The sequence below is a fragment of the Asticcacaulis taihuensis genome (genome assembly GCF_900100255.1).
Taxonomy (GTDB): Bacteria; Pseudomonadota; Alphaproteobacteria; order Caulobacterales; family Caulobacteraceae; genus Asticcacaulis; species Asticcacaulis taihuensis.
In genome coordinates this window covers 484,503-506,812 of the sequence record NZ_FMTS01000001.1, presented here as the reverse complement: position 1 = coordinate 506,812, position 22,310 = coordinate 484,503, and the positions used below count along the sequence as shown (strand labels likewise).

Here is a 22,310-nt window from a genome sequence, read left to right as displayed (position 1 = left end):
TGCCACTTAAGTGTCTGGCAGTTATATGGAATCCAGGTGGGAAATTGCGTAAAGATCCGACCCAAGCCTAACAAGTGTGACTCCCCGTATTGACTCTCCTTTCACGAAAGAACAAAAAGGGAACATATTTTCTCAAGCACTCCATTTTTAGTTCAGAAAGGACACGGAATGTCATGTCATCCGCCAGTAGGGCCAACTTGGACAGTCTCCGCACCCAGATTGCCAGTATCGAACGGATACACGCCCGCCTCCGAACGGTCCTTCCATTCCATGTCCCCACAATCGATGAAAAGCTACCAGGGGGAGGGCTCGCCATGGGCGCTCTCCATGAAATCGCCGGTGGCGCCAATGGCGCAATAGACTGTACGGCTCCCGCTGCTTTCGCGGCCGGCATCGCGGCGCGGACCGGCGGCAAGGTCCTGTGGTGCCATATCCAGCCGGATCTGTTTGAACCGGCATTGGCGCGATCAGGCCTCCGCGAAAACCAGGTTGTTTTTTGCCGCGTCGCTGACGAATCGGAACTGCTCGATAGCTTTCTGGAGGCGTTGTCTCATGGCGGTCCGACGGCGGTGGTGGCGGAACTATCCAGCCTGAAACCCGTGGACTCCCAACGGCTCCAGTTTGCGGCTGAAAAGACCAGCACGATGGCGATCGCACTGCGGCGGTGGCGGCGCAACGTCGACGCCCGCGATTTCGGCAACCAGACCTCGGCCTTTACGCGCTGGAGGGTAACGGAACTGAACTCCGAGCCTTTGCCCGTCCGAGGGGTGGGACGGGCCAAATGGCAGCTCGAATTGATGCACGCACGAAGCGGGCGACCGGCAGACTTTGAAGTAGAGGCGTGTAATGGCCAGGGTCTTATCTCTATTCCTTCCCAATTGGCCGACGGATCGACTGAGGCGGGCGATGGGTTCATCCGCGCCGTCTCGTGAGGTGCCGCTTGTCCTGAAAGGATCCGACGGTCGCCGCCGCGTCGTCTCCGGCGCTGACGATCTCGCCAGGCAGATGGGCGTCTATATCGGCATGCCTGTAGCGAAGGCTGAAGCCCTGTTTACGGACCTCGTCATTCTCGATGGCGATAGGACCGCCGACGCTGACGCCCTGGAAAAGCTGGCGGTGTGGGGCCTAAGGCACTACTCACCGCTCGTCGCCGCCGATCCGCCCGACGGGCTGGTCCTCGATATTCAGGGCGCCGCCCATCTCTTTGGGGGAGAGGCGGGCCTGATCGAGGACGCCCGCCGGCGGCTGGCTGACTTCAACATCTCTTGTGTCGCAGCGCTGGCCGATACCTGGGGCGCCGCCCACGCACTGGCACGCTTTGGCCGGCAGCCGATGCAGATCGTTGAGCGTGACAAAACCGGTGACGCGCTACGGCGCTTGCCGGTCGAAGCCTTGCGCCTGCCGCCCGACATGCTGCCGGACCTGCGGCTGTTGGGCCTGGACACGATCGGTGAACTTGCTGGCAAACCGCGTCCGCTGCTCACCAAGACCTTTGGGCCCAAGCTCTTCCGCCGCATCGATCAGGCGTTCGGGCGGTTGAATGAACCCATCGAACCGGTCGAAGCGCCGGAACTCATCCGCATCGAGCGCATTTTCGCCGAACCGATCGGCGCGCCGGAGACCATTGAGAAATACACCCGGCGCCTGACTGACCGGATGTGCCTGCGGCTGGAGGAGGCCGGTCTCGGCAGCCGCCGGCTCGACCTGCACTTCACCCGCACCGATAACCGGATTGAGACGATTTTCGTGAGCACGGCCAAGCCGGTTCGCGATGCCCGGCGTCTGGCCAAGCTGCTGGTCGACAAGATCGAAACCGTCGATCCGGGGTGGGGCGTGGAGAAAATGGTCATGACTGCCGCCTTCACCGAACCGCTGGTGATGAAACAAACCTTGGCGTCGTTTGAGACGCCGGCACGTCCGGATGTCGAAGACCTGTGGGACGTCCTGGCCAATCGCCACGGCAGCGACTGCCTGTATCGCGCCATATCCGTCGCCACGGATATTCCCGAACGCGCCGTCCGCCGCGTCTCCCCGACATCGGAAGAGGTTGGGTCCGAACGTAACGCGATCTATCGCCGGCCACAGCGCCTGTACCGCAAGCCTGAAGAGATCATGGCCTTAGCGGTCATGCCGGACCACCCGCCGAAAGCCTTTACTTGGCGTGGGCAGCGTTACGCCGTAGCCTGTGCGGACGGGCCGGAGCGGGTGCATGGCGAGTGGTGGATCGCCGATCGGGAAAAAGGAAAGGTGCGCGACTACTTCATCCTGGAAGTGGATGGCGGCGAACGCTTTTGGGCCTTCCGGACGGGCGATGGCCAGCATGCGGATACGGGCGGCCTGAAGTGGTATTTGCACGGAAAGTTCGAGTGATGGCCTACGTCGAACTGCAATGCGCCTCGTATTTTTCGTTTCTTCAGGCGGTGTCGGCGCCGGACGCTTTGTTCGACCGCGCAAAGACACTGGGCATGGACACCCTGGCCGTTACCGACACCAATACCCTTGCCGGCATCGTGCGCGCCCATGTGGCCGCCCAAGAAACGGGTGTTCGCCTGATCATCGGCTGCCGTCTCGTCTTGCGCGATGGCCTGATCCTACTGGTCTACCCGATGGACCGGACCGGCTATGGCAATCTGTGCCGGCTTTTGTCCCTAGGCAAGATGCGGGCGGGGAAGGGGAAGTGCGATCTCGACTGGTCGGATGTCGAGGATTTTCATGAAGGGCTGCTGGCGGTTTTTATACCGGATGAGCCGGACGACCTGTGCGCCTTGCGCCTTCGGAAAGTGAAAGCCCTGTTTGGCGAGCATGCGTACATGGCGTTGTCCCTTCGTTACCGGCAGAACGACCATATGCGTCTGCATACCCTGTCGAATCTGGCTGTAAAGCAGCGCGTCCCGACCGTAGTCACCAACGACGTCCTCTATTCCGCTCATGACCGCGCCTTCCTGCACGATGTCATTACCTGCATCAAGAACCGGTGCACCATCGATACAATGGGCGATCTCCGTTACAAATATGCTGACCGGTTCCTGAAGTCCCCCGAGGAAATGCACCGGCTGTTTTCGGATTACCGAGAGGCCCTGCGGCGGACGGAGGAAATCGCTGACAAGTGCCGGTTTTCCTTGTCGGAGCTGGAATATCAATACCCGGAAGAGCGGCTTTTGCCCGGCGTGTCGGCACTGGAAGCCTTGAAGCGGTTCTGTTGGGCCGGCGCGAGGTGGCGCTATCCCGAAGGCGTGCCGCAGTCGGTCATCGATCTGCTGAAGCATGAGCTCGACCTGATCGACCAGCTCGACTACGCCAAGTACTTCCTGACCGTGAATTCGATCGTGAAATTTGCCCAGTCTCGTGACATCCTCCACCAGGGCAGAGGTTCGGCCGCCAATTCCTGCGTCTGCTATGTCCTGGGCATCACCTCGGTCGATCCGTCACGCAATGACCTGCTATTTGAGCGCTTCATTTCTCTGGAACGGAAAGAGCCGCCCGACATCGACGTAGACTTTGAGCACCAGCGTCGTGAGCAGGTTTATGAATGGATATGGGAGACGTATGGCCGCGACCATGCCGCGGTGACAGCCGTGGTCTCGCGCTTCCGCACGCGGGGCGCTATGCGTGACGCCTTGCGTGTCCTCGGCTTTCCGGAGGACACCATCAAGGTTCTGGCCAAGAATATTCGATATTGGCATTCGGAAGGCTGTACGCCGGAAATGGCGGCGGAACTCGGTCTCAACATCAATGATCGCCGCCTGAAACAGGCGTTCGAAATACACCTCCTGCTGCTCGACGTTCCGCGCCAGCTGTCTCAGCACCCCGGCGGCTTCGTCTTGACGAACGATCGCCTGGACGAACTGGTGCCGATCGAACCGGCCCGGATGGCAGGACGGCAGGTGATCGAGTGGGACAAGGACGATATCGATGTCCTCAAGTTCATGAAAATGGACTGTCTGGCCCTGGGCATGATGACCGCTTTGAAGCGCGGGTTCGATCTCCTGGCCGAGCATAAGGGCATCCATATGGACCTGGCCTCCATCCCGCCAGAAGACCCAAAGACCTACGCGATGATCCGCCGGGCCGACACCATCGGCACCTTTCAGATCGAGAGCCGCGCGCAGATCAGTATGCTGCCACAGACCCAGCCCCGCACCTTTTATCAGATCGTGATTCAGGTCGCCATCGTCAGGCCAGGCCCCATCCAAGGGGATATGGTCCATCCCTATCTTCGACGTCTGAAAGGCGAAGAGGAGGTCACCTATCCGACGCCAGAAGTGGAAGGCATTCTCGCGAAGACGAAAGGCGTTCCGCTATTTCAGGAACAAGCGATGCGGCTGGTCTCTGTGTGCGCTGGCTTTACCGCAGGGCAAGCCGACCAGGTCCGGCGCGCGCAAGCCACCTTTAAGAAGACCGGCGGGCTGGGCGAAGTCAGCCAGGCGATCATCGATGGCATGTTGAAAAACGGCTATACCGAAGAATACGCCAATCAATTGGTCAAGCAGTTGGAAGGCTTTGGCAGCTATGGCTTTCCCGAATCGCACGCCTTCTCGTTCGCTATTATCGCGGAAGCCTCATGCTGGATGAAATGCCACCACCCGGATGTGTTCCTGGCAGCAATCCTGAACAGCCAGCCTATGGGCTTCTACGCACCGGCACAACTGATCCGCGACGCCAAAGCCCACGGCGTGGAAATCCGCTGGTTCTGCGCCAACAACAGCCGATGGGACTGTACTTTGGAGCCCAGCAAACGACCCGGCAAGTTTGCCGTTCGATTAGGGTTTCGGCTGATCAAGGGCATACGTAGCCAGGATGTTGCCGACCTGGTTTTCCGGCGTGGCGAGGCACCCTACAAATCTATTCCCGACCTGTGGCGCCGTGCCAAAACACCGGCATCGACCTTGCGCAAGCTGGCTAAGGCGAATGTTTTCGATACGTCCTTTGGGATCGTTCGACGGGATGCCACCCTGGCCATCAAGTCCCTGGGGGACGATGTCTTGCCTCTGTTCGACTGCGTTCTCGACCAACATGGCCGAAGCGTCTCTGAATATGAAAATCTCGACCTGGCCCTGAAGCGCATGACCGATGGTGCCAATGTCGTCGAGGACTACAACACGGTTGGCTTCAGCCAGACGGTTCATCCGGTCGCGTTTTTACGTGCGGATTTGCAGGCGAGAGGGTTCGTCACCTGCCAGGAGGCAATGGCCTCGAAAGATAAGCGCTACGTTTCTGTTGCCGGCATGGTGAATGTCCGTCAGCGACCGGGCTCGGCCAACGGCGTGATCTTCATGACGATCGAGGACGAAACGGCCAATGCCAATATCATTGTCTGGGAGCAGGTGGGCGAGACATACAAACAAGCCGTTTACGGCGCCAGCCTGGTTCTGATCACCGGCTATGTGCAGCGGGAAGGGGAGGTCGTCCATGTGATCGCACGCACGGCCGTCGACCTGTCACATATGTTGGCGGAGGTCGGCGACCGGGATAATCCGCTCCATCCGCCGCATCAGCCGGGCGATGAATTCCGAAACGGCGGGCCGGGTGTCGATCCGCGGGTCGCCATGCAGGCCCGGATCGAACACCGGAGCCGGGATTTTAAATAATTTGTCTTGGCGAGACAGTTCAATTACCACAAAGGCGCTTAATTATCTTTTTGGACAGTAATTTAGTCATGTATTTAGCAAGGTGATCTCTGGTTAAATAAGGCGCACCTGTTCCCTTGTACAATTCCTTCAAATTTGTAAAATCATCTATAAGCCTTGCATGAATCTCCGAAACCATATCGGGAGAATCGCAGCGTATGGCGAAAAGACAGTCAGAAAGATGCAGAGGCGCACTGCACAATTTCATTACAATATGTCCGGGATCTATTTTCCCTACCCTTGGTATTAGAATGTAATTTTCCAGAATTTTGCGCGAACTTCTAGCCTCCATCGTTTGAGGCAGTTGATATATTTCTACGATTTTTCCGTTTTTGATAGATGTTGTATGCACCATTCCTTCGGTGTCATCTGTCACTACGCGCTCTGATTTCTTAGTAGAGATATTTCCTCGGACGATGCATTCCACGAGCCGAGCGCAGTCTGCACTTAGACCGGTTTCCTCGGACATTTTACGCTTTTCGGGTCGGACCTTGGAAACTCGCACCATGTAGGTCGTCGCACTTATTCTAGGGAAAACGCCTAGAGCAGGCTTGCTTAAAACGCGGAATTTGCCCACCTGTCCAAGGACATTTCGAGCAGTTTCATCGATATGACTGTGAATTGTCGAAGCTGGTAAAATTGCCAGAACTTCACCATCATGTTCAATGTGGTCGACAGCAGTTAACAGGAAGGCCATCGCGCGACTACATGGCACATCACTGAAAATACCACGTGGCCGCCAACGTTTTGCACCTACGTTAGCAAAAGGCGGATTGAGCAAAATGGTGCTGAAGCGTTGAAAGTTATTTGAGTGCAAATGCTCAGTCAGTTGCTCACTAAGAAAGTCAACCGAGCTCAGTGAAGCGCTGGGTACTTTCATAGCGGCATGAGCTAAGGCTTCTGTGTCTACATCATTGATGAACAATCTCGCCTCAGGCCATCGAATAGCTGCGGCACGAATGAGGCTGCCATCTCCAACGCAAAAATCTGCCACGGAATGCGGATTGCCTATTCGAGACTTGGCAATCAGAGCTTTAGCCGTTTTTTCGGGAGTGTAGTGAAGGATGTCCTGCATCAATGACCAGTACGCCAAAATGTCGAAATATCATACACGTGACATTTCCCGCTACCGTGCGTGCGGCCCTGTTTACGAACCGGGTGATCATATAGAATTTCGCATGTATCGTCCCTCATTGCATAAAGCATGGCCCCGAGGGCATGGGGTTTAGTCCCAATAGTTGCAACTTGAATCGCCCGCCCTGGATGGTCCTGACGCATGCGCTCAATTAGGCTGAATAGCGAGAAGGGGCAGGAGGCGTCGACATAGTCAACTCTCTGCCACGCCCTAGTCGATCGCAACGGATCTGCATTGCCCTCAAAGGTATGAAATGGATAGTCAATTTCGAACCCAGGTACCCCTATGATGGGATAAATGTCCTTATCGTTCGGCTCAATAACTTCAACTAAATGCTTGAAACGGACGCCTTCAAAACCGAGGAGCGGTATCAAAAGGCCTGCCGGACGCCCCCTTGAGGGAATACGAGCGAAAGTAGGAATCGGTCTGAACCCGCGCATCTTTTCGCTGAGATCATAGAAGTCGCCTGGTCTAGGATTTGAACTGTAAGTATATTCACCGGGTTCTGTGTAAAGGCACTGAACTACTTTTCCGCCTTCGAGCAGCATTCGCAAGATCGGCATCCACAAGTGATGCCCAAGCCCCGTGATATCCAGATATACTGTTGTGGCCGGCAAGTTATTCAGCCAACCTCTAAACTTGGAGTTCTCCCGCAGGGACAAATCCTCATCAATTTCACCTTCGATTCGAATTTGGCCAAAATCACTTCCTTCCGCGACTTGAAAGATTCTTTGTTGAGACAACTGGGACACCCAGCTTTCCGGCAAATGACTCCGAGTCTCAAAATGACCGAAAATCAAAACAGAATCAGGGGCGAAAGCTACCCTGTCACGCGTCTCGTATATCGCATGTGGTGGCGCTCTCAGGCCGATATCAGCAAAAGTACTCATCAAACATGCTCATCTGAATAGGAAGTGCTTCGTCGGCAAGAGGTGCTCGACGTCCGAGCAACTTTTTGATTGTCTCTTGAGGTTGTTTTGTAAGGGCAATCAAATCTGATTCTTCAACCTTCATCTTGCGCTTGCGGCGATGGCTGAAGCCAAAATATGCTGCGAATATGGGATGAGGTGCGTAGTCCCAAGAACGGACGTCGCTCGCTGTCGTAAGTTTCGTTCCCGGTGTCCGTACAAGTGCTAAATGCATAACTGCTTCAATAAGCAGAGATCTGACTTCTTGGTTTGTCTGACTATCGACATCGGAAACTTCTTCCGACATTTCAAACTGGTTGCATTCTGGCTTGCCACCTACTGGATTCGCGGCCATGACTTGGAAAAGGCGTCCCAGACCCAAAAGTAGTTTTGCCAATGACCCGCCCTGAACCGACACACCTTCCAGTTCCCGCAAGTAGCTCAATCCCACATTACGTGCCGCTACCGTTTGAAGTTGCGCATCGATAGGCTCGGAAATACTTTTGCCCACAGCAAACTGCTCTCGAATGCATTCGTTTACAAGCTGCATGTAAAATCTAATATTTTGATGCGTTGTCTTTGCTAGAACAGAGTGGCCGCAGTAATATTTAGAAATTTTGGCACCTTTTCCGGAAATTGAAAATAGTAGTGAGTAAGCATAGTTCTCATATCGCTCCCTACTGCTCTTTTTTCCGAGATAATAATCTTCTATTTCCTTAGTCGCCTCTGGTAGGTTTTGCTTGTTCAATTCTTGGAACACGTAAAGTTCGTGATCGTGCAGGTCCAGAAGTCGATGAGTGTCTGCCGTCGACAGCAAAAATGATCGAAAGGTCTCGACGTGCCGGCTTACGCCGAGCTCAATTGCTTCCGCCTTAATTGAAAGGCCTGGTAAAAGCGTTTCTACGTCAATTGCTGGGCCGAAAAGTGCCGTGTCTGCCTTCCGCAGCCGTGCATCACACACCCGTTTTGCGAAAGCCGCAAAATCGTTCTCCAACTTTTCCTCAATTTGGATCCGTTCGTAATCTGCGGGGCTAATAAGCACTTCTGACGAATTAAGAGTCGTCTTCTCTCGCCAGCCAAGTTCACGAACGCCAATTTTGAAAAAGTAATTTTCTCCTGAATGCTTAATAAGGGTGTTAACAATTTTTTGCTGGTAATCTAGAAAGTTTTCGTATTCATCAAGTATTATGAAGAAGTTAGTGTCTTTGTGCCCATCTAGTTCCCGCATCTCTTCCATAAGTATATTGACGGGCGTTTGAAGGGGCGAAATTGTTGGCTTTGAATCGCCGAAATTGTTAATATATATCTCCAGACTCATTCTGGAGTGGTCTATTGCGTTGAATAAGTCGTTTAGAGTTGTAACGTTTGCGAATCCAAGAGCCTGGCCCACGCGCGTATAATTCATCTTCGCATCTAGGTGATTACTTTTACGGTAATCTTTAAGCCACTTGATATAAATCAACGCTTCTTCACATATCATCAAATTGATGAAATGGCCGAAGAACCTTTGCCATGAAGTTATATTTAACTCAGGACCAGAAAAAGAGGCTACCGTATTCGTATTAATTTTCGTGTATAGGCCAACAAATTTCGGTTCCGAAAAGTCGTTGCTGGTAAGTGCTGCTTGTCCCTCGTAAGTCATGCAGCGCAACGCGGTTGTCTTTCCAGATCCACGCCCGCCTTCAAGTAGGCATGACTTGGGCGCTATCAGATAATAAAAGTATTCAGGCTCATTGAATAATGGGTAGAGATCATCCCGTAACGATTCTGCTCTGAAGCTCCCAAACAATTGCTCTAGCTTTTCGGCGATGTTGGAGTCGGTCGGCATTATGCTCTCCCTATTAATGGCTTCCAGCCGTTTCGTTCGGAGAAAAAGATTGGGAGGCTTGCGTCAGGAATCCCATGATCAAAAGCAAGGGAGAGGCCCAATCTATGGAAGCCGTGCCACGAGTCTTGGCCACCATCATCCTCTGAAAAACCTGCACGGAGAGAAATGGCTCTCAAAGACGACAATGCAGTCGTCAAGTCGCCGGAGGACATTCCGTGCCACACTCGTGAGCTTGGTAGTGTACAGTTGTGACTTGATGTTAGCAGGTGTGCTGGGAATAAATTAATCGTTGGGAAGCGGACCGCAATTCGTTGATGCTGCGCATATGCTGTGGCTACGCATGGGCAATAGGAAATCGAATAGCCCGGCGTCGCAAGCAGCTGTTCGAAAGATGAATATTTTCCAGTATTTGAATATTGCCTTTCGATAGTCGCAATGAATTGATTGCCGCTGCCCACAAAATCGTCGACGAACACGAAGTGCTTAGCGGCAGAAGCTTCCCTTAATGCCTTCTCGGGCGTCCGTATGTAGACTTCAGGGATGCGAATTATGTCACGTAACTTCCGTGCGAATAAATTTCCACTGTCAGTCGCATTTGGATCTTCGCCCTCGCTAACTACAAATCGAACCGAAGACAAATCAGCTGATGAGGGCGGCTGACCAAAATCGGCAACCAGCCATTTGCTAGTCAAAAAGTTTTGGATTGCTTGCTTCAGTAAAGCATCAGTCATTGTACGGTTAAAATAGGTAAAGTGGGAAAGTAGTCTTTCTGCAATGAACAATTCGTGTTCTGCGAAATTTCCTAGCCATTGTTCAGCGTTCAACTCTTGAACCCGAGGCCAAATTCCAAAATCGCGAAAATGATCAATCCGGTCGTTAATAAGAGCACGTGACATTTGCGGTACTTGACGGCTTTCTTAACGGAACAACTGTATGAAGGCTTTGCCCGCAACACCTGAGAAAAGTTCTACAACCGACGATTGGCGGCTGCGGAGAGAATCGGCAATTTTTAGAATACTTCCACCTCCCAGCTCGTTCAATCAAGTTATTACAGAATTACGCTTATCCGCGGCCAAAGATGCTCTGTCATTTTGACTAGCTCTGCAAACCGGCTCACGCTATAGTCGATCCGGGTCCGTACGCGCGGGCCTGGGGTCGTAGAAAACCCCTAGTCTTACTGGTTGTTGCCGGCCACTCCGGTACACCCTCCTTGACCTTCGGTCGGGGAGCCTATGGCGTATGCAATAGGCTCCGGCTAAAGGCCATAGGGACCGAGTAAGACCGGTTTTCTAACTCCCTGATCACCAGGATCAATGGAGGCTCAATGCGGGGGCGTACCGCGATCGAGCCTTTCCGGAGTCAGAGATGGACGCCGATCAGGTTGAACAGCTTTATATGAATGCCCGCGCGGTGGGCGCATTGGACCGGCATGTGGGCGCACGGTTGCGAACTCGCCGGATCATGCTGCAAATGTCCGAGGTTTGGCTCGCGGATGCACTGGGCCTGAGCTTTGGTGAATTGACCGCCATGGAGGCGGGAACCCTCAAGATTGGTCCGCGCCGGCTGGCATTCATCGCGGTCGCACTGGATGTCGCCGACCGCTATTTCTTCATGGATTTCAACCCGACGATGGGCGAGGGTGAGCGACGACCGGGCTGGGTTCGCGAGGTCGATTGCTGGTTCCGGGATTGCGTCTCGCCGCACGAAGGCTTGTTTCTGACCGTGGCAAAGCGCTTGGTCGGATCGCACAGTGCGGCCCGCGATCTGGTCCATGACGCCTATACCCAACTCATGGTCGATGACCGCTGGCGCACCATAGACAATCCCAAAGCCTATGTCCGTCAGTCCGTCCTGAACCTGGCGCGTAACTTCGTTGCCAAGCATCGGGTGGCGCCACTGGCGCGGCTTGAGCCCGGGATGGGCGGCGGCGACGTCGAAGACGAGGCGCCGGGCCCAGGCGCCTTCGCGGCGGATCGAGACCACCTGCGTCGTGTCCTGATGGCCATCAGCAAATTGCCGCCGAAAAGTCGGCGGGTGATGGTCATGCGCAAGATTGATGGCCTGTCTGGGAATGAAATTGCCAAACGTATGGGGATCAGTCTGAAGGGCGTGGAGATCCATTTGACCCGTGGCATGGTCGCGCTCAATAAACTATTGGAAGCGGACGATGTGGGGAAAGGCCTGGCCGCGATTGTCTCTGACAAAGAGAATGCACCTAACTCTTCCATCTCTGATTGAGTTGCCTTAAGCTGGTAGCCGCCGGGAGCGCTGCCTCCCATTACCGGATACCCACGTGACTGACGCCCTCGACAAAGACCTGAACGACATCCTCGAAGCCGCGGCCGCATGGCATACGCGGCTCGATCTGGGCACGGCTGACCAGAAGGCGTTTGAGCGCTGGCGGGATGCCGATCCCCGTCACGCTTCCGCCTTTGCCCGTATGGTGGGCACTGATGCGACGTTTGGCTTAGCCGAGGGTCACATTGATAGCGAAGCCGATGACTTCGAGGGGCCCGTTCGGGTAGTAGACAGGCGGCGTTGGCTGGCTGGGGCACTGGTCGGCGTCGCTGCCGTGATCGTCGGCGGAGGCAGCTTTGTAGCTTTGGCGAATCGACGGGTGCACGCCGAAACGACTGTCGGCGGCCGGGCAAATGTGGCTCTGCCGGATGGCGGACATATTGACCTGAACACTGACTCGCGTATCGCCTGGCGTTACGACAACGCGTCGCGAGAAATATGGCTTGAGCGCGGGGAGGTGTCACTAAACCTGCCGGCAGGAGATCGCCCCTGGCGGCTCCATGCTCAGGGACGGGTCATTATGGGTTTGGCGGGGAAACTCAATGCGCGTCTAAAAGGGCAAGCGGTCGAAGTCACGGTGATAGAGGGACCAGGCATTGTTATCCTCGCCGAACATATTGGCGGGACGGGCAAATTGGCCCTGGCAGCCGGCCAATCGGTACTTGCTGGCAAAGACGGCGGAACGGTGCGCGCGCTGTCGGACGAGACGATGCAGACAGTGACCGCCTGGCAATCTGACGAAATGGTGTTTACCGGCCAGCCGCTGTCAATGGTGGTGGACGAGTTCAACCGCTACCTGTCGCGCAAGATTGTCATCAAAGATCCATCCATCGCAGGGGTGCGTCTCGGCGGACGCTTCAACGTCCATAACGCTTCGGGTTTCTTGCGGGGGTTAAACGAGAGCTTCGGTATCCGCGCAACTGACGACGGACAGGTGATCAATCTGACGCGATAGTCTCGTGTGAAACTTTATTTGTGGCGGTATGTGGGGTATTCCGCTGTCGCTCAGTCTTTCTCCTCAGGGTCACAAAAGTGACATGTAACTGAGGGGAATTTAAAATGCACAACACACGTCCGAGGCCCGGCATCCGGACCTCCATCATTGCGCTCATAGTGGGCGCAACTCTGCTCTCCGGTAATTGCGCCTTCGCCGACAGCCGCGAGGTCTCTTTGGATATTCCGGCAGAGAGCACTGCTTCCGCGCTCAACGACCTGGCCCGCCAAGCGCAACTCCATATTCTGTTTCCATACGACGCCGCTTCCCACACCACCACCGCCGCGCTTAAGGGCACCTACACGATCGAAGAGGCGCTAACCTTGATCTTGGTGAATTCGGGCCTGGAGGTTGCAGGAACCACGGAAGACACCATTACGCTGCGGGTCGTGTCCAAGCCGGAAGCGGCTGCTGAGCGGCCGACCGAAGTGATCGTTACGGGGTCGCACGTCCGCGGTGGAAATCCTACGTCGCCGGTTCATACGATCTCCCGCAAGGACATTGAAGTCTCCGGCTACGCCCAGATCGGTGACGTAATGCGCAGCCTGCCGGAAAACTTCGCGGGAGGTCAGAATCCAGGCGTCATTGCCGCCGGCGCCACCAATCTCGCCAATCAGAACATCTCCAATGCCTCGACTGTCAACCTGCGCGGTCTTGGCAGCGACGCCACTTTGGTCTTGTTGAACGGGCATCGGCTCGCAGCCGACTCCTTTTACCAAGGCAGCGACATTTCCGGCATTCCGTTGGCGGCAGTTCAGCGCATCGAAGTGGTTCCGGATGGTGCGTCGGCGATCTACGGCTCCGACGCGGTGGCCGGTGTAGTCAACTTTATCCTCCGAAAAAACTATAGCGGCGGCGAGGCGGTTGCGCGGTTGGGAGACAGCGCGCAAGGGGGAGGGGCGCAGCGTTTCCTGAGCCTGTTGCAAGGATGGTCCGGCAAATCCAGCTATTTGCTCGTGAATGCGGAAATCGACGAGACCGATCCCGTCCTGGCGGCCGACCGCGCGTTTGCATCGGCTGTACCCGCCGACGGCAACTTGCTTCAATCCAACAAGCGCCACTCCCTCTTTGTCGCTGGCGGCTGGGACATCAATGACCGCAGCACGCTTCTGTTCGATGGTATGGTCAGCGACCGCACGGCAGAAGGCAGTTACCATTACAGCACCACCAGCGCCAAGAGCGATATCTCCGTCTACACGCCCAACTACAGCTCGGCCCTGACATTCGAAACCCGGCTCGGGGCGGACTGGAAGGTCCGGGCAACCGCCGCCACCGCCGGCAGTCGAAACAGTCAACGGTTTGCGTACCCGGCCTATGGCATTACAGGCGTCGCGCAATATGAAAACGACACCCAATATGCCGAAGTGACGGCAGACGGTACAGCCTTAGCGTTGCCCACCGGCGATTTGAAGATGGCCGTGGGCGGCGGCTACCGCCAGGAACACTTCGCATCCGGTGACGAGCAGGACGTCTCGCGACATGTCACCTATGCCTATGTCGAAGCCCTGGCGCCCTTGGTTACGCCATCGACCGACCGCGTGGGTCTAAAAGAAGTAGAACTCAGCCTGTCGGCGCGAACCGAGACCTATAGCGACTTCGGCACAACGACCAATCCCCGTGTCGGACTGCGTTACGTCCCGGTGGATGATCTGACACTCCGCGCGACGTGGGGCACCTCCTTTAAGGCGCCGTCCTTCGTTCAGATGTATGACCCCCACACGCTGTATATCTATCCGGGCGTATGGCTGGGTTACAGCGGTGCGGGCAACGGGTTCCTCGAATGGGGTGGCAATCCCGACCTCAAGCCAGAACGGGCGACATCGAAAACGTTCGGCTTTGACTACAGTCCTGCGAAAATCCGTTCTTTAAAGATATCTGCCACTTGGTTTGATATCGACTACACAGATCGCGTTTTGCAGCCGATCTCTAACTATGTATTGGGATTGAGTGACCCGCTATATGCACCGTTCGTAGATTGGAATCCCAGCTCGTCCACTCAGGCGGCCCTGATGGCCGATGTCGACGCCGTCTATAATTCGACAGGGGCGCCGTACGACCCAGCGACCATAGTGGCCATCCTGCACAACCGTTACGCCAACGCATCCGCCCAGACGGTGAAAGGCTTCGACTTGAGCTACCGGCAGACGGTTACTCTGGCAGGCAGTCGGACGTTGAATTTGTTCGCCAACGGGTCCTGGCTTGATTTGCGGCAAAAAACGATCTCGACTAGCCCAGAGACGAAGTTGTCCGGTACGATTTTCAACGCGCCTAAATTCAAGGCGCGGGGCGGACTGAGCTATCTCGATCGTGGTCTGTCGGCGACCGGGATTGTCAACTTCATCGCATCGGAAGACGACACGGGGGTTATGCCAACTGCCGAAATCGCTAGCTGGACCACGTTTGATGTAAACCTGGCTTATGATTTTGGCGCCGGGTCGGGTAGGCCCGGATGGAAGGTCGCGGTGATCGCCTCCAACCTGTTTGACAAGGATCCACCCCGGACAGTAAGTCCGGCATCTTACCCCGGGCTGAACTTCGACAGTACCAACGCATCGATCATGGGCCGTTTCGTCAGCCTGACGGTTGGCCGGTCATGGTAAGCCGAGCTTGCCTTCTCATAAGTCTTTTCGGGTTTGGCGCGCTGACTGTCACGGTTTCGCACGCCGACCCGGCGGCAAACGACTGTCGTCAACGGGAGGCGTCGGCATTGCCGGTGCGATCTCGCACCGTCACGGCCAAAGACTTGATTGAACTGAGGGACATCGGCCCGGTCGCCAATACAGACATCCACGCGCAAATCCTGTCGGTTTCACCGAATGGACAATCGATCGCTTTCCAACAGCGCCAGGCCAATATCGCCACCAACAGCTACTGTCTGGAAATGTACACATTGCGGCTTGATGGAAAATCAGCCCCGGTTCGCATCGACAGGGGCGGCGAGTTTTTCCACGCCACCTATAGTCAACTCGGCTTCGCGGCGTTCACCTCTCCCGGTCCTATGCCGACGATCACGCCGCACTGGTCGCCTGACGGACAGTGGATCGCCTATCTGCGACGGGATGGGGGTATTACACAGGTGTGGCGAGCTCAGGCCGACGGCACCGGCGGGAACGCGGTTTCCCGCCTGGCCTACGACGTCGACGATTTGGCCTGGACCTCGGATGGCACGGGCCTGATCGTCAGTGCCCGCCCGGCGCTCGCCGTCGCCAAAGCCGACATCGAGAAGGAAGGGCTGCAGGGATACCTGTATGACGAACGCTTTGCGCCGGTCAGCGGAAGCGTACCGGTGCCTCGTGAACCCATCGACATAGACGTTACGGTGATCGACGTGGTCACCGGGGCATCAAGGCCTGCCACCGCTCAGGAGAAAACAATGTTAAGCGCGCCGCCCGTGACGGGTAAGCCGGCCGAAGCTAGCGCCTTCTACCCCGGGCCAAATGACCAGGCAGCCTGGACTGTCGCCGACGATCCAAAAAACCTGTTCTCGGCGAAGACGTTACACGTTCGCTGGCACGATGGTAGAGTTGCGAACTGTTTGGCAGAGGTGTGCGGGCCAGTTTCAAGTCTTTGGTGGTCCAGGGATGGTCGCGAGGTCTACGTACTTCGAGCCGGTTGGCAGACCGAACGCACCGACCTCCTGCGGTGGCGATTTGGCCAGGCTCGCCCGGAGATCTTGTTGTCCACCACCGACGTCCTCATAGGCTGCAGTTTGGCCAACGAAGGACTGGTCTGCGGCCACGAAACCAGTATCCGTCCACGGGCGATTGTCGGCATAGACTTGGCATCGGGCAAGGTAGCGACGCTCTACGATCCAAATCCGGAAGTGCCGAGCCTGGAACTGGGGCAGGTCACACGCTTGCATTGGAAAAATGCTTTCGGCATCCAGACTTGGGGTGATTTGGTTTTACCGCCTGATCATGTTCCTGGACAAATCCACCCTTTGGTCGTGGTTCAGTACGAGTCGCGCGGCTTTTTACGCGGCGGCACTGGTGAAGAGTATCCGATCCAGCTTCTCGCAGCCAATGGAATGGCGGTTCTGAGTTTCCAAAGACCGGCAAGCCTGGGTGTCGTTCACGGTGTCGCGACCTTCGATGAGTTGAATGCGTACGATATGACCGACTGGGCCGACCGCCGGAGCATTCAAAGTGCACTCGACAGCGGGATCGATGCGGCAATCGCGACGGGAACGATCGATGCGAGCAAGGTCGGCCTTACCGGCTTGAGCGACGGAGCGACCACCACTCAATTTGCGCTTATAAATCATCCTCGTTATGCCGCCGTCGCCATGAGCAGCTGCTGCAGCGAACCCGACACTATGTCTGTGTTGGTCGGCGACGCGACGCGGACTTGGTTCGCGAAGATGGGTTATCCGGCATTGTCACAAGGAGACAGCCATTTCTGGGCACCGATCTCTCTGGAGCAAAACGCCGCCAAGATTGACACGCCAATGCTCATGCAGTTGTCCGACCGGGAATACCTCGACGCGTTGGCCGCGCGGACAGCCCTGGTCGAGCAGAGTAAACCAGTCGAAGTTTATGTGTTCCCGAACGAGTACCACGTAAAATGGCAGCCTCAGCATCGCCTGGCTGTCTACCAACGATCCGTGGACTGGTTCGGCTTCTGGTTACAGGGGCGGGAAGACCCCGACCCAGCAAAAGCCCGCCAATACGAGCGTTGGCATAGGCTGAAACGCTAAACTGAAAACAGGTGCCAGCACTCTCCGGGAACCCCTAAGCCCAGGCACCTGGAACGGCTCCGTACGCGTATCCGGCGGAGCCGTTCATTTTTGCCAAACAGTTGCTATCCGAGGGCGATTGCGCAAAATGAACGCACAACCGGCGAGGGGGATACTATGACTGACACGAATGCATCTGAGCTAGGCCAATCGATCAAGGCCGAATGTTCAGAGTGTGGAGGCATGCGAAATTGCGATGTCCTCGGCTTTCACAACGATCGCCGTGGTCTGAATGACTACATTTCCTGGTACAAGAAATGGTATATCCTGGCCTGTCGTGGATGCGAGCACGTCTTCGTGCAAACGGCTTATGGCGATGAAGATCAGCGGGCATATGGCCACAATGAGGACGGAGAGCCCGTAGAAGAACACTACGAAACCAATGCCTATTGGCCAGCCTTGGCCAAACGAAAACCCCCAGAATGGCTTAATGGGCTGGGGTATTCCATAGATGACTTATGGACGGAAGTCGCCGTTCCAAAAGTGGATTCAGCGCGTCTCGCCAAAGCCTTGCGGGAACTGTACACTGCGCTCGACAATGATCTGTTCATGCTTGCGGGCATAGGCGTCAGGACGTGCTTTGATATCGCTTCTGAACTCCTGGGCATCGCGGAAAACCAGACATTTAAGGACAAATTGAATCAACTCGTGAAGGATGGCCATATCGGTCAGGTCGACATGGATCATTTGGAATTTCTGGTAGAGGCAGGCAACGCGTCGGCGCACAGGGGCTGGGTTGCTGACCGCAGCCAGATCTCGACGATGATGGATGTCCTAGAGTCGTTTATACACCGCGCGTTTATAGAGCCGGCCCGAAAGGAGAAGCTGAGCGCAGCTGTTGCGGAGAGTAATGCGGTGGTACCGAAACGGGCCGCTTCAAAACCGAAAGCAGAACTGCCTGCTCCAGCGACACCAGAGAACACCACGTAGCGACGTTTACATAAACCTGGCCATTCAGGTGATACACATCCAATGGCGCGCCCAACTCTCAGCTTCGGCTAAAAACAGCAAACGTAAATGCTCTGAAAATGGGATGTCGCGCGATGGTGCCAGGGCGACATCCAGACTACGCGCGTCAATTACCTGATGCTCGGCTAACAAGCCCGCACAAAGGAACATTCTTAGATCTTCGCGGCGCCGGGAGACGATCTGGTGCGCGAAACTGTTAGCGCCACCCTTTGACCGTCGATTGATGAGCGCGGCCGGCAGGATATCCGAGTACGCCGCGCGAGCAACCGAGCGGTCTCTCCCTCCGGCACACCAGCGCCAACTTGGGATGCCCAGGCACAGTTCCATAATGGGTTGCGAGGCCAGAGGGTTAACCTGCTGGGGCCATGTCGCTGGATCATAGCCGTCGGTCGTTGCCTGTAGCCGCTCCAGCATCGCAATATGGACGGCCTTGCCCGGCAGCGCCGCGCTGGGATATTCCAGCCATGGATGGTAAAGCGTTAAGGATATCTGGCCCGTCAGGAAACTATCGTCGACATGCCAAGTATAGGCCGCTGAACGCTTTCTGCGTTCTCGCGCCGCCTGAATGACCTCGGATAAGCTGGCATCCGTCATTCGGCAAATATCCAAGGTCGCGGCAAAGGCGCCCATAATGCCTTGGGCTATCAGCCGATCGACCACAGGCGTCGCAGATCGTACATGACAAAAAACATTATCTCCGCCCACACCGGTGAAGATGGCATCGAGACCTTCCGCTTCTGCCAGGACGCGACGGTGACGAAGCTCACTTTGGCCTAAGGCATAATTGACAGGGCGAGGGAGATGGCCGGAACTCGTACGGGTGAAGTCGATGTCGCTCAACTCGTGACGCGCCTCAATCAGCCGTCGATTGAAAGTCCCAGCTAACAGGCGCGCATAGGGCGTCTCATCTCCCTCAGCTTCGTCAGTGGTCATGGTGAGGCAGGCGTACAAGTTGGGAGCGTCGCGGAGCGCAGCGGTGCAGATCGACGAATCCAACCCACCCGAAACCGTTAAGAGGATTCTACTGAAAGCATTCGCCCACGTCTGAACGCATGCATCGACCGTCTCTCGCAGGTCTTGCGGAGACGCAGGCCGCGTAGGGCGTGTGAATGCCCATGGCGACCAACAGGTTTCAACGGTAGATGATGTGGGTGTCAGATGCAGTCGTTGGCCGGGCAACACCTCGGTTACATTTTCTAGGCACGTTCGGGCGGATCGCAAATCGTAGGCGTGCAGATGCCGGCGCAGCATGCTCCAGTCGATTTCCGGCCGGCGCCCTAGCGCCTTGGCGAGGGTTTCGGCGTCCGACGCCAGCACCCAATGCGTGGCGCCCTCGTGCCAATAGCAGGGCATCATGCCTGACGGGTCGCGTACGACGAAAAGCCCCATCGCGGGGCTATCAATTTGGAAATAGCAGTAGCCGCCCCAATACTGATCAATCAGAACCTGCCCTTGCGTGCGGGTGATTTGCTGACTGGCGTCGCATGGCAGCTCCCGCAGTGGAGCGGCATTATGCGCCTTCGGGAACAGGTGGCCGATGACAATGGCGTTTTCGCTTTCAAACCCGAGGACATTGGTGGCATTGTCAGCCCAAACTACGACATTGCGGAGTCGATGGACCTGAATGAAGCCAGATGGCGCGGTAAAGGGAACATCGTTAGCGGTCTTGTTGAGGACAACCAGATAGCGACGGGTCATCACAGCACCAATATCGGCGTGTAGGGGAGCACATGATCGAGGCGATCGTTCAAGACCGTTTCGCCGGACTGGACCCAGGCGTGTGCGGCGAAAGGCGCCATGCGCACAGCAACGACAAAACGCGGGTGCCACCCTCGACGCGCCAGAAATTGGAATAGCGTGGCCGACTGCAATAAGCATTGGTCTCGTGTAGTGATCAGCCAGCGCGTGGCAAGGTATGCCCGCAGCGCCCCTAAGGTTTGGGCTGACGGCGCTTCAATCCGTGCGTCGTCTGATTTCGCCAACATGTCGCTAACGCGGCGCACATAGTGTGGAAGCGTCAGGCCGGAATGGTCCGCATTGGCACGTCTTTGCGCCAATAGCGCTTGGAGAAAAGTAATGGGGTTCACCCATCCGGCGGGTGGGCTGTCAACAAAACTGTGCGCTGGGCGAGGAAGAGACGGAGCGTGCGGCGGCCCCGTCACGTCGGATTTCTGTGTCAGAATGCCTTGCTCAACGAGGTTGCGAATACCAGTAGTGTGGTCTCCGAAAGAACCACCGCGCGCGGTGAGGGTCTGAAAGGCCTCATCTAGCGGGTCGGGCAGTGCAAAATATCGGTCCTTGGCCAAGTCGAGCAAGACCACGCGACCATTTGCGACGCAGTAATGAAGTTGCGGACGCAGGCTTAACGCCATGTGCGAACCCTTCGGTTGGGAATGGGAAAAATGGCCCGGCGCAAGGCTCGGGCCATTACCGATCAGTCGGCGGCGAGGCCGTCCATGAAGTATTGCAGCGGCTGCGTACCGTCCGGACGGGTTCCAGGCGTGGACCCCTTGGTGGCGTCCGTGGCGGAACCGAGGTCGACGAAAGCCGCGCTATCTTGAATAACCTTATGCATGGGAATGCTCCAGGCTTTGACGTTTATGGCGTCAGGTTTAAGGGAAAGGCGAGCGGCATGCCCACGGCGATGCGCATGCCGCAAGCGGGTTTAGTCGGCCGACAGACCGAACGCCGGGTATTGCAGCGGCTGGATGTTGTCGGGCGTCTTGCCCGGCACCGAGCCACGGGTTTCGACAGTGGAATTGCCGAGATCGATCAGGTCTTCGGCCTTATGCTGGTTCTTGGTCATAGCAGGCTCCTTTGCCTATCAGGGAAAAAGCCATGAAAAGTCATGGCCTTCCGACGGTAAGCCTGCGCGAAAATGATCCCAAACTGATCATTTACTGATCAAGCGATTATCAATTCTGTCCTTGTTGCCGACCTGGCTCAGGTTACTGTCGGTAGTATTCAGGCCGATCGAGATCTGACAGAAGACCGGGTTCCTTCGGTGTCCATCCCAGAGCGAAGCGCGTGAAGACGCTGGAGGCCGCCATACTTGCGAAGGCAAAATTGGCGAACCAGCCGAAGTGCGCGCGGTCTCTGGGTTCGACCGGCAGGTCAAGATGCTTGCCAATTAGATACGCGATGTCTTTGAACGGGACCGCCTCATCGGCCACGGCATGATAAACCGGTTCCGTGACCCCGGTCTCCAACGCCAGGCGATAGAGGCGGGCGGCGTCCAGCCGATGTACCCCGGACCAGGCATTGTCATGATCGGCCGGGTAGGCAGACACACCCGTTTCCCGTGCCATGCGGATGAGCATCGGCACAAAGCCCCAGTCGCCGATGCCGTGAACCGAGGGCGCAAGTCGCACAGTCGCGGCGCGGATGCCGGCCTCGGCCAAGCGGCGGGCCGACGGCTCCGACTGCCGCGGGACGGCGGAATTTGGCAGATCGGTTTCCACCGCGCCTCGGGGCAAACCGGCCAGGCCGGACGTCACCAGCAGCGGCTTGTCCGTGCCCGCGAGGGCTTCGCCTATGATCTCAATCGTACGCTAGTCCTGGGCGATGCCGTCGTGAAATTTGGAAAAGTCGTGGTTGAAGGCGGTATGAATGACGGCATCCGCGGCGCGGACCGATTCCCGCAAAGTCCCGTGGTTATCGACCGATCCCAGGATGACCTGGGCGCCGGCAGCACTCAGTGACGGCGCCTTGTCGGTCGTGCGGACCAAGCCGCTGACAGAATGACCGGCGCCGACCAATTCGGCGACGATGGCGGAGCCGACCCAGCCGGTCGCGCCTGTTACAAAGATATGCATG

The 22,310-nt window shown here is 56.4% G+C and carries 18 protein-coding genes; 8 read left to right on the top strand and 10 right to left on the bottom strand.

The window, feature by feature from the left end:
* The first annotated feature begins 314 nt into the window (after nt 1-314).
* Genes BLO49_RS02320 through BLO49_RS02310 form a run of 3 tightly spaced genes read left to right on the top strand, consistent with a single transcriptional unit; the run spans nt 315 to nt 5,588 of the window.
* A complete protein-coding gene (locus BLO49_RS02320; protein WP_245678830.1) occupies nt 315-932 on the top strand; it encodes an ImuA family protein in 618 nt (205 codons plus the stop codon).
* Nucleotides 907-2,370, top strand: coding sequence for a Y-family DNA polymerase (locus tag BLO49_RS02315; RefSeq protein WP_245678829.1), 1,464 nt, complete (start codon nt 907-909; stop codon nt 2,368-2,370). Before BLO49_RS02320 ends, BLO49_RS02315 begins: the two co-directional genes overlap by 26 nt.
* A complete protein-coding gene (locus BLO49_RS02310; protein ID WP_090643686.1) occupies nt 2,370-5,588 on the top strand; it encodes an error-prone DNA polymerase in 3,219 nt (1,072 codons plus the stop codon). The genes BLO49_RS02315 and BLO49_RS02310 overlap by 1 nt, the downstream gene beginning before the upstream one ends.
* A 19-nt stretch (nt 5,589-5,607) precedes the next feature.
* On the opposite strand, the gene BLO49_RS02305 is transcribed toward BLO49_RS02310, so the two are convergent.
* From BLO49_RS02305 to BLO49_RS18100, 4 genes are read right to left on the bottom strand one after another with little or no spacing between them, the layout of a single operon-like run.
* Nucleotides 5,608-6,702, bottom strand: coding sequence for a methyltransferase (locus BLO49_RS02305; protein WP_090643683.1), 1,095 nt, complete (start codon nt 6,700-6,702; stop codon nt 5,608-5,610).
* A complete protein-coding gene (locus BLO49_RS02300; protein ID WP_090643680.1) occupies nt 6,702-7,652 on the bottom strand; it encodes a hypothetical protein in 951 nt (316 codons plus the stop codon). Before BLO49_RS02300 ends, BLO49_RS02305 begins: the two co-directional genes overlap by 1 nt.
* Nucleotides 7,636-9,498: an ORC-CDC6 family AAA ATPase gene (locus BLO49_RS02295; RefSeq protein ID WP_090643678.1), complete on the bottom strand. Its 1,863-nt coding sequence runs from the start codon at nt 9,496-9,498 to the stop codon at nt 7,636-7,638. Before BLO49_RS02295 ends, BLO49_RS02300 begins: the two co-directional genes overlap by 17 nt.
* The gene (locus BLO49_RS18100) at nt 9,498-10,394 is read right to left on the bottom strand and encodes a phosphoribosyltransferase-like protein (RefSeq protein WP_139159600.1); all 897 of its coding nucleotides are present in this window, start codon (nt 10,392-10,394) and stop codon (nt 9,498-9,500) included. The genes BLO49_RS02295 and BLO49_RS18100 overlap by 1 nt, the downstream gene beginning before the upstream one ends.
* A gap of 469 nt (nt 10,395-10,863) precedes the next feature.
* On the opposite strand from BLO49_RS18100, the gene BLO49_RS02290 reads away from it, so the two are divergent.
* The 5 genes from BLO49_RS02290 (at nt 10,864) to BLO49_RS02270 (ending at nt 18,455) form a co-directional block, all read left to right on the top strand.
* On the top strand, nt 10,864-11,736 hold the full coding sequence (locus tag BLO49_RS02290; RefSeq protein ID WP_090643675.1) for a sigma-70 family RNA polymerase sigma factor: 873 nt from the start codon (nt 10,864-10,866) through the stop codon (nt 11,734-11,736).
* 55 nt (nt 11,737-11,791) lie between these two features.
* The gene (locus tag BLO49_RS02285) at nt 11,792-12,751 is read left to right on the top strand and encodes a FecR family protein (RefSeq protein ID WP_090643673.1); all 960 of its coding nucleotides are present in this window, start codon (nt 11,792-11,794) and stop codon (nt 12,749-12,751) included.
* Between the two features lie 104 nt (nt 12,752-12,855).
* Entirely contained in the window at nt 12,856-15,390 is a 2,535-nt protein-coding gene (locus BLO49_RS02280; RefSeq protein ID WP_090643670.1) for a TonB-dependent receptor, read from the top strand.
* A gap of 113 nt (nt 15,391-15,503) precedes the next feature.
* Nucleotides 15,504-17,486, top strand: a complete 1,983-nt coding sequence (locus BLO49_RS02275; RefSeq protein WP_245678898.1) for an Atxe2 family lasso peptide isopeptidase — start codon at nt 15,504-15,506, stop codon at nt 17,484-17,486.
* A gap of 156 nt (nt 17,487-17,642) precedes the next feature.
* Nucleotides 17,643-18,455, top strand: coding sequence for a DUF4145 domain-containing protein (locus tag BLO49_RS02270; RefSeq protein WP_090643665.1), 813 nt, complete (start codon nt 17,643-17,645; stop codon nt 18,453-18,455).
* Between the two features lie 24 nt (nt 18,456-18,479).
* On the opposite strand, the gene BLO49_RS02265 is transcribed toward BLO49_RS02270, so the two are convergent.
* The 6 genes from BLO49_RS02265 to BLO49_RS18550 all read right to left on the bottom strand — a co-directional run bounded on the left by BLO49_RS02265 (nt 18,480) and on the right by BLO49_RS18550 (nt 22,309).
* Nucleotides 18,480-20,192 carry an asparagine synthase-related protein gene (locus tag BLO49_RS02265; protein WP_090643662.1) on the bottom strand — a complete coding sequence of 571 codons (1,713 nt, stop codon included), beginning with the start codon at nt 20,190-20,192 and terminating at the stop codon, nt 18,480-18,482.
* Complete coding sequence (locus BLO49_RS02260) at nt 20,192-20,866, bottom strand: lasso peptide biosynthesis B2 protein (RefSeq protein WP_090643659.1); 675 nt, start codon at nt 20,864-20,866, stop codon at nt 20,192-20,194. The genes BLO49_RS02265 and BLO49_RS02260 overlap by 1 nt, the downstream gene beginning before the upstream one ends.
* Nucleotides 20,867-20,928: 62 nt before the next feature.
* Entirely contained in the window at nt 20,929-21,069 is a 141-nt protein-coding gene (locus BLO49_RS18320; protein ID WP_170828167.1) for a hypothetical protein, read from the bottom strand.
* A 90-nt stretch (nt 21,070-21,159) separates the two neighbouring features.
* Nucleotides 21,160-21,300 (bottom strand): hypothetical protein, encoded by a 141-nt coding sequence (locus BLO49_RS18315; protein ID WP_170828166.1) that lies wholly within the window; start codon nt 21,298-21,300, stop codon nt 21,160-21,162.
* Between the two features lie 142 nt (nt 21,301-21,442).
* Nucleotides 21,443-21,970, bottom strand: a complete 528-nt coding sequence (locus BLO49_RS18555) for a Rossmann-fold NAD(P)-binding domain-containing protein (RefSeq protein ID WP_245678828.1) — start codon at nt 21,968-21,970, stop codon at nt 21,443-21,445.
* A 75-nt stretch (nt 21,971-22,045) separates the two neighbouring features.
* A complete protein-coding gene (locus BLO49_RS18550) occupies nt 22,046-22,309 on the bottom strand; it encodes an NAD(P)H-binding protein (protein WP_245678827.1) in 264 nt (87 codons plus the stop codon).
* Between the last annotated feature and the right edge of the window lies 1 nt (nt 22,310).

Coding starts and splice junctions, on each gene's coding strand:
- BLO49_RS02290 (WP_090643675.1), top strand. CDS start 10,864: ATGGACGCCGATCAGGTTGAACAGCTTTATATGAATGCCCGCGCGGTG.
- BLO49_RS02260 (WP_090643659.1), bottom strand. CDS start 20,866: ATGGCGTTAAGCCTGCGTCCGCAACTTCATTACTGCGTCGCAAATGGT.
- BLO49_RS02305 (WP_090643683.1), bottom strand. CDS start 6,702: ATGCAGGACATCCTTCACTACACTCCCGAAAAAACGGCTAAAGCTCTG.
- BLO49_RS02265 (WP_090643662.1), bottom strand. CDS start 20,192: ATGACCCGTCGCTATCTGGTTGTCCTCAACAAGACCGCTAACGATGTT.
- BLO49_RS02315 (WP_245678829.1), top strand. CDS start 907: ATGGGTTCATCCGCGCCGTCTCGTGAGGTGCCGCTTGTCCTGAAAGGA.
- BLO49_RS18320 (WP_170828167.1), bottom strand. CDS start 21,069: ATGCATAAGGTTATTCAAGATAGCGCGGCTTTCGTCGACCTCGGTTCC.
- BLO49_RS02320 (WP_245678830.1), top strand. CDS start 315: ATGGGCGCTCTCCATGAAATCGCCGGTGGCGCCAATGGCGCAATAGAC.
- BLO49_RS02310 (WP_090643686.1), top strand. CDS start 2,370: ATGGCCTACGTCGAACTGCAATGCGCCTCGTATTTTTCGTTTCTTCAG.
- BLO49_RS02280 (WP_090643670.1), top strand. CDS start 12,856: ATGCACAACACACGTCCGAGGCCCGGCATCCGGACCTCCATCATTGCG.
- BLO49_RS02295 (WP_090643678.1), bottom strand. CDS start 9,498: ATGCCGACCGACTCCAACATCGCCGAAAAGCTAGAGCAATTGTTTGGG.
- BLO49_RS18100 (WP_139159600.1), bottom strand. CDS start 10,394: ATGTCACGTGCTCTTATTAACGACCGGATTGATCATTTTCGCGATTTT.
- BLO49_RS18550 (WP_245678827.1), bottom strand. CDS start 22,309: ATGCATATCTTTGTAACAGGCGCGACCGGCTGGGTCGGCTCCGCCATC.
- BLO49_RS18315 (WP_170828166.1), bottom strand. CDS start 21,300: ATGACCAAGAACCAGCATAAGGCCGAAGACCTGATCGATCTCGGCAAT.
- BLO49_RS02300 (WP_090643680.1), bottom strand. CDS start 7,652: ATGAGTACTTTTGCTGATATCGGCCTGAGAGCGCCACCACATGCGATA.
- BLO49_RS02270 (WP_090643665.1), top strand. CDS start 17,643: ATGACTGACACGAATGCATCTGAGCTAGGCCAATCGATCAAGGCCGAA.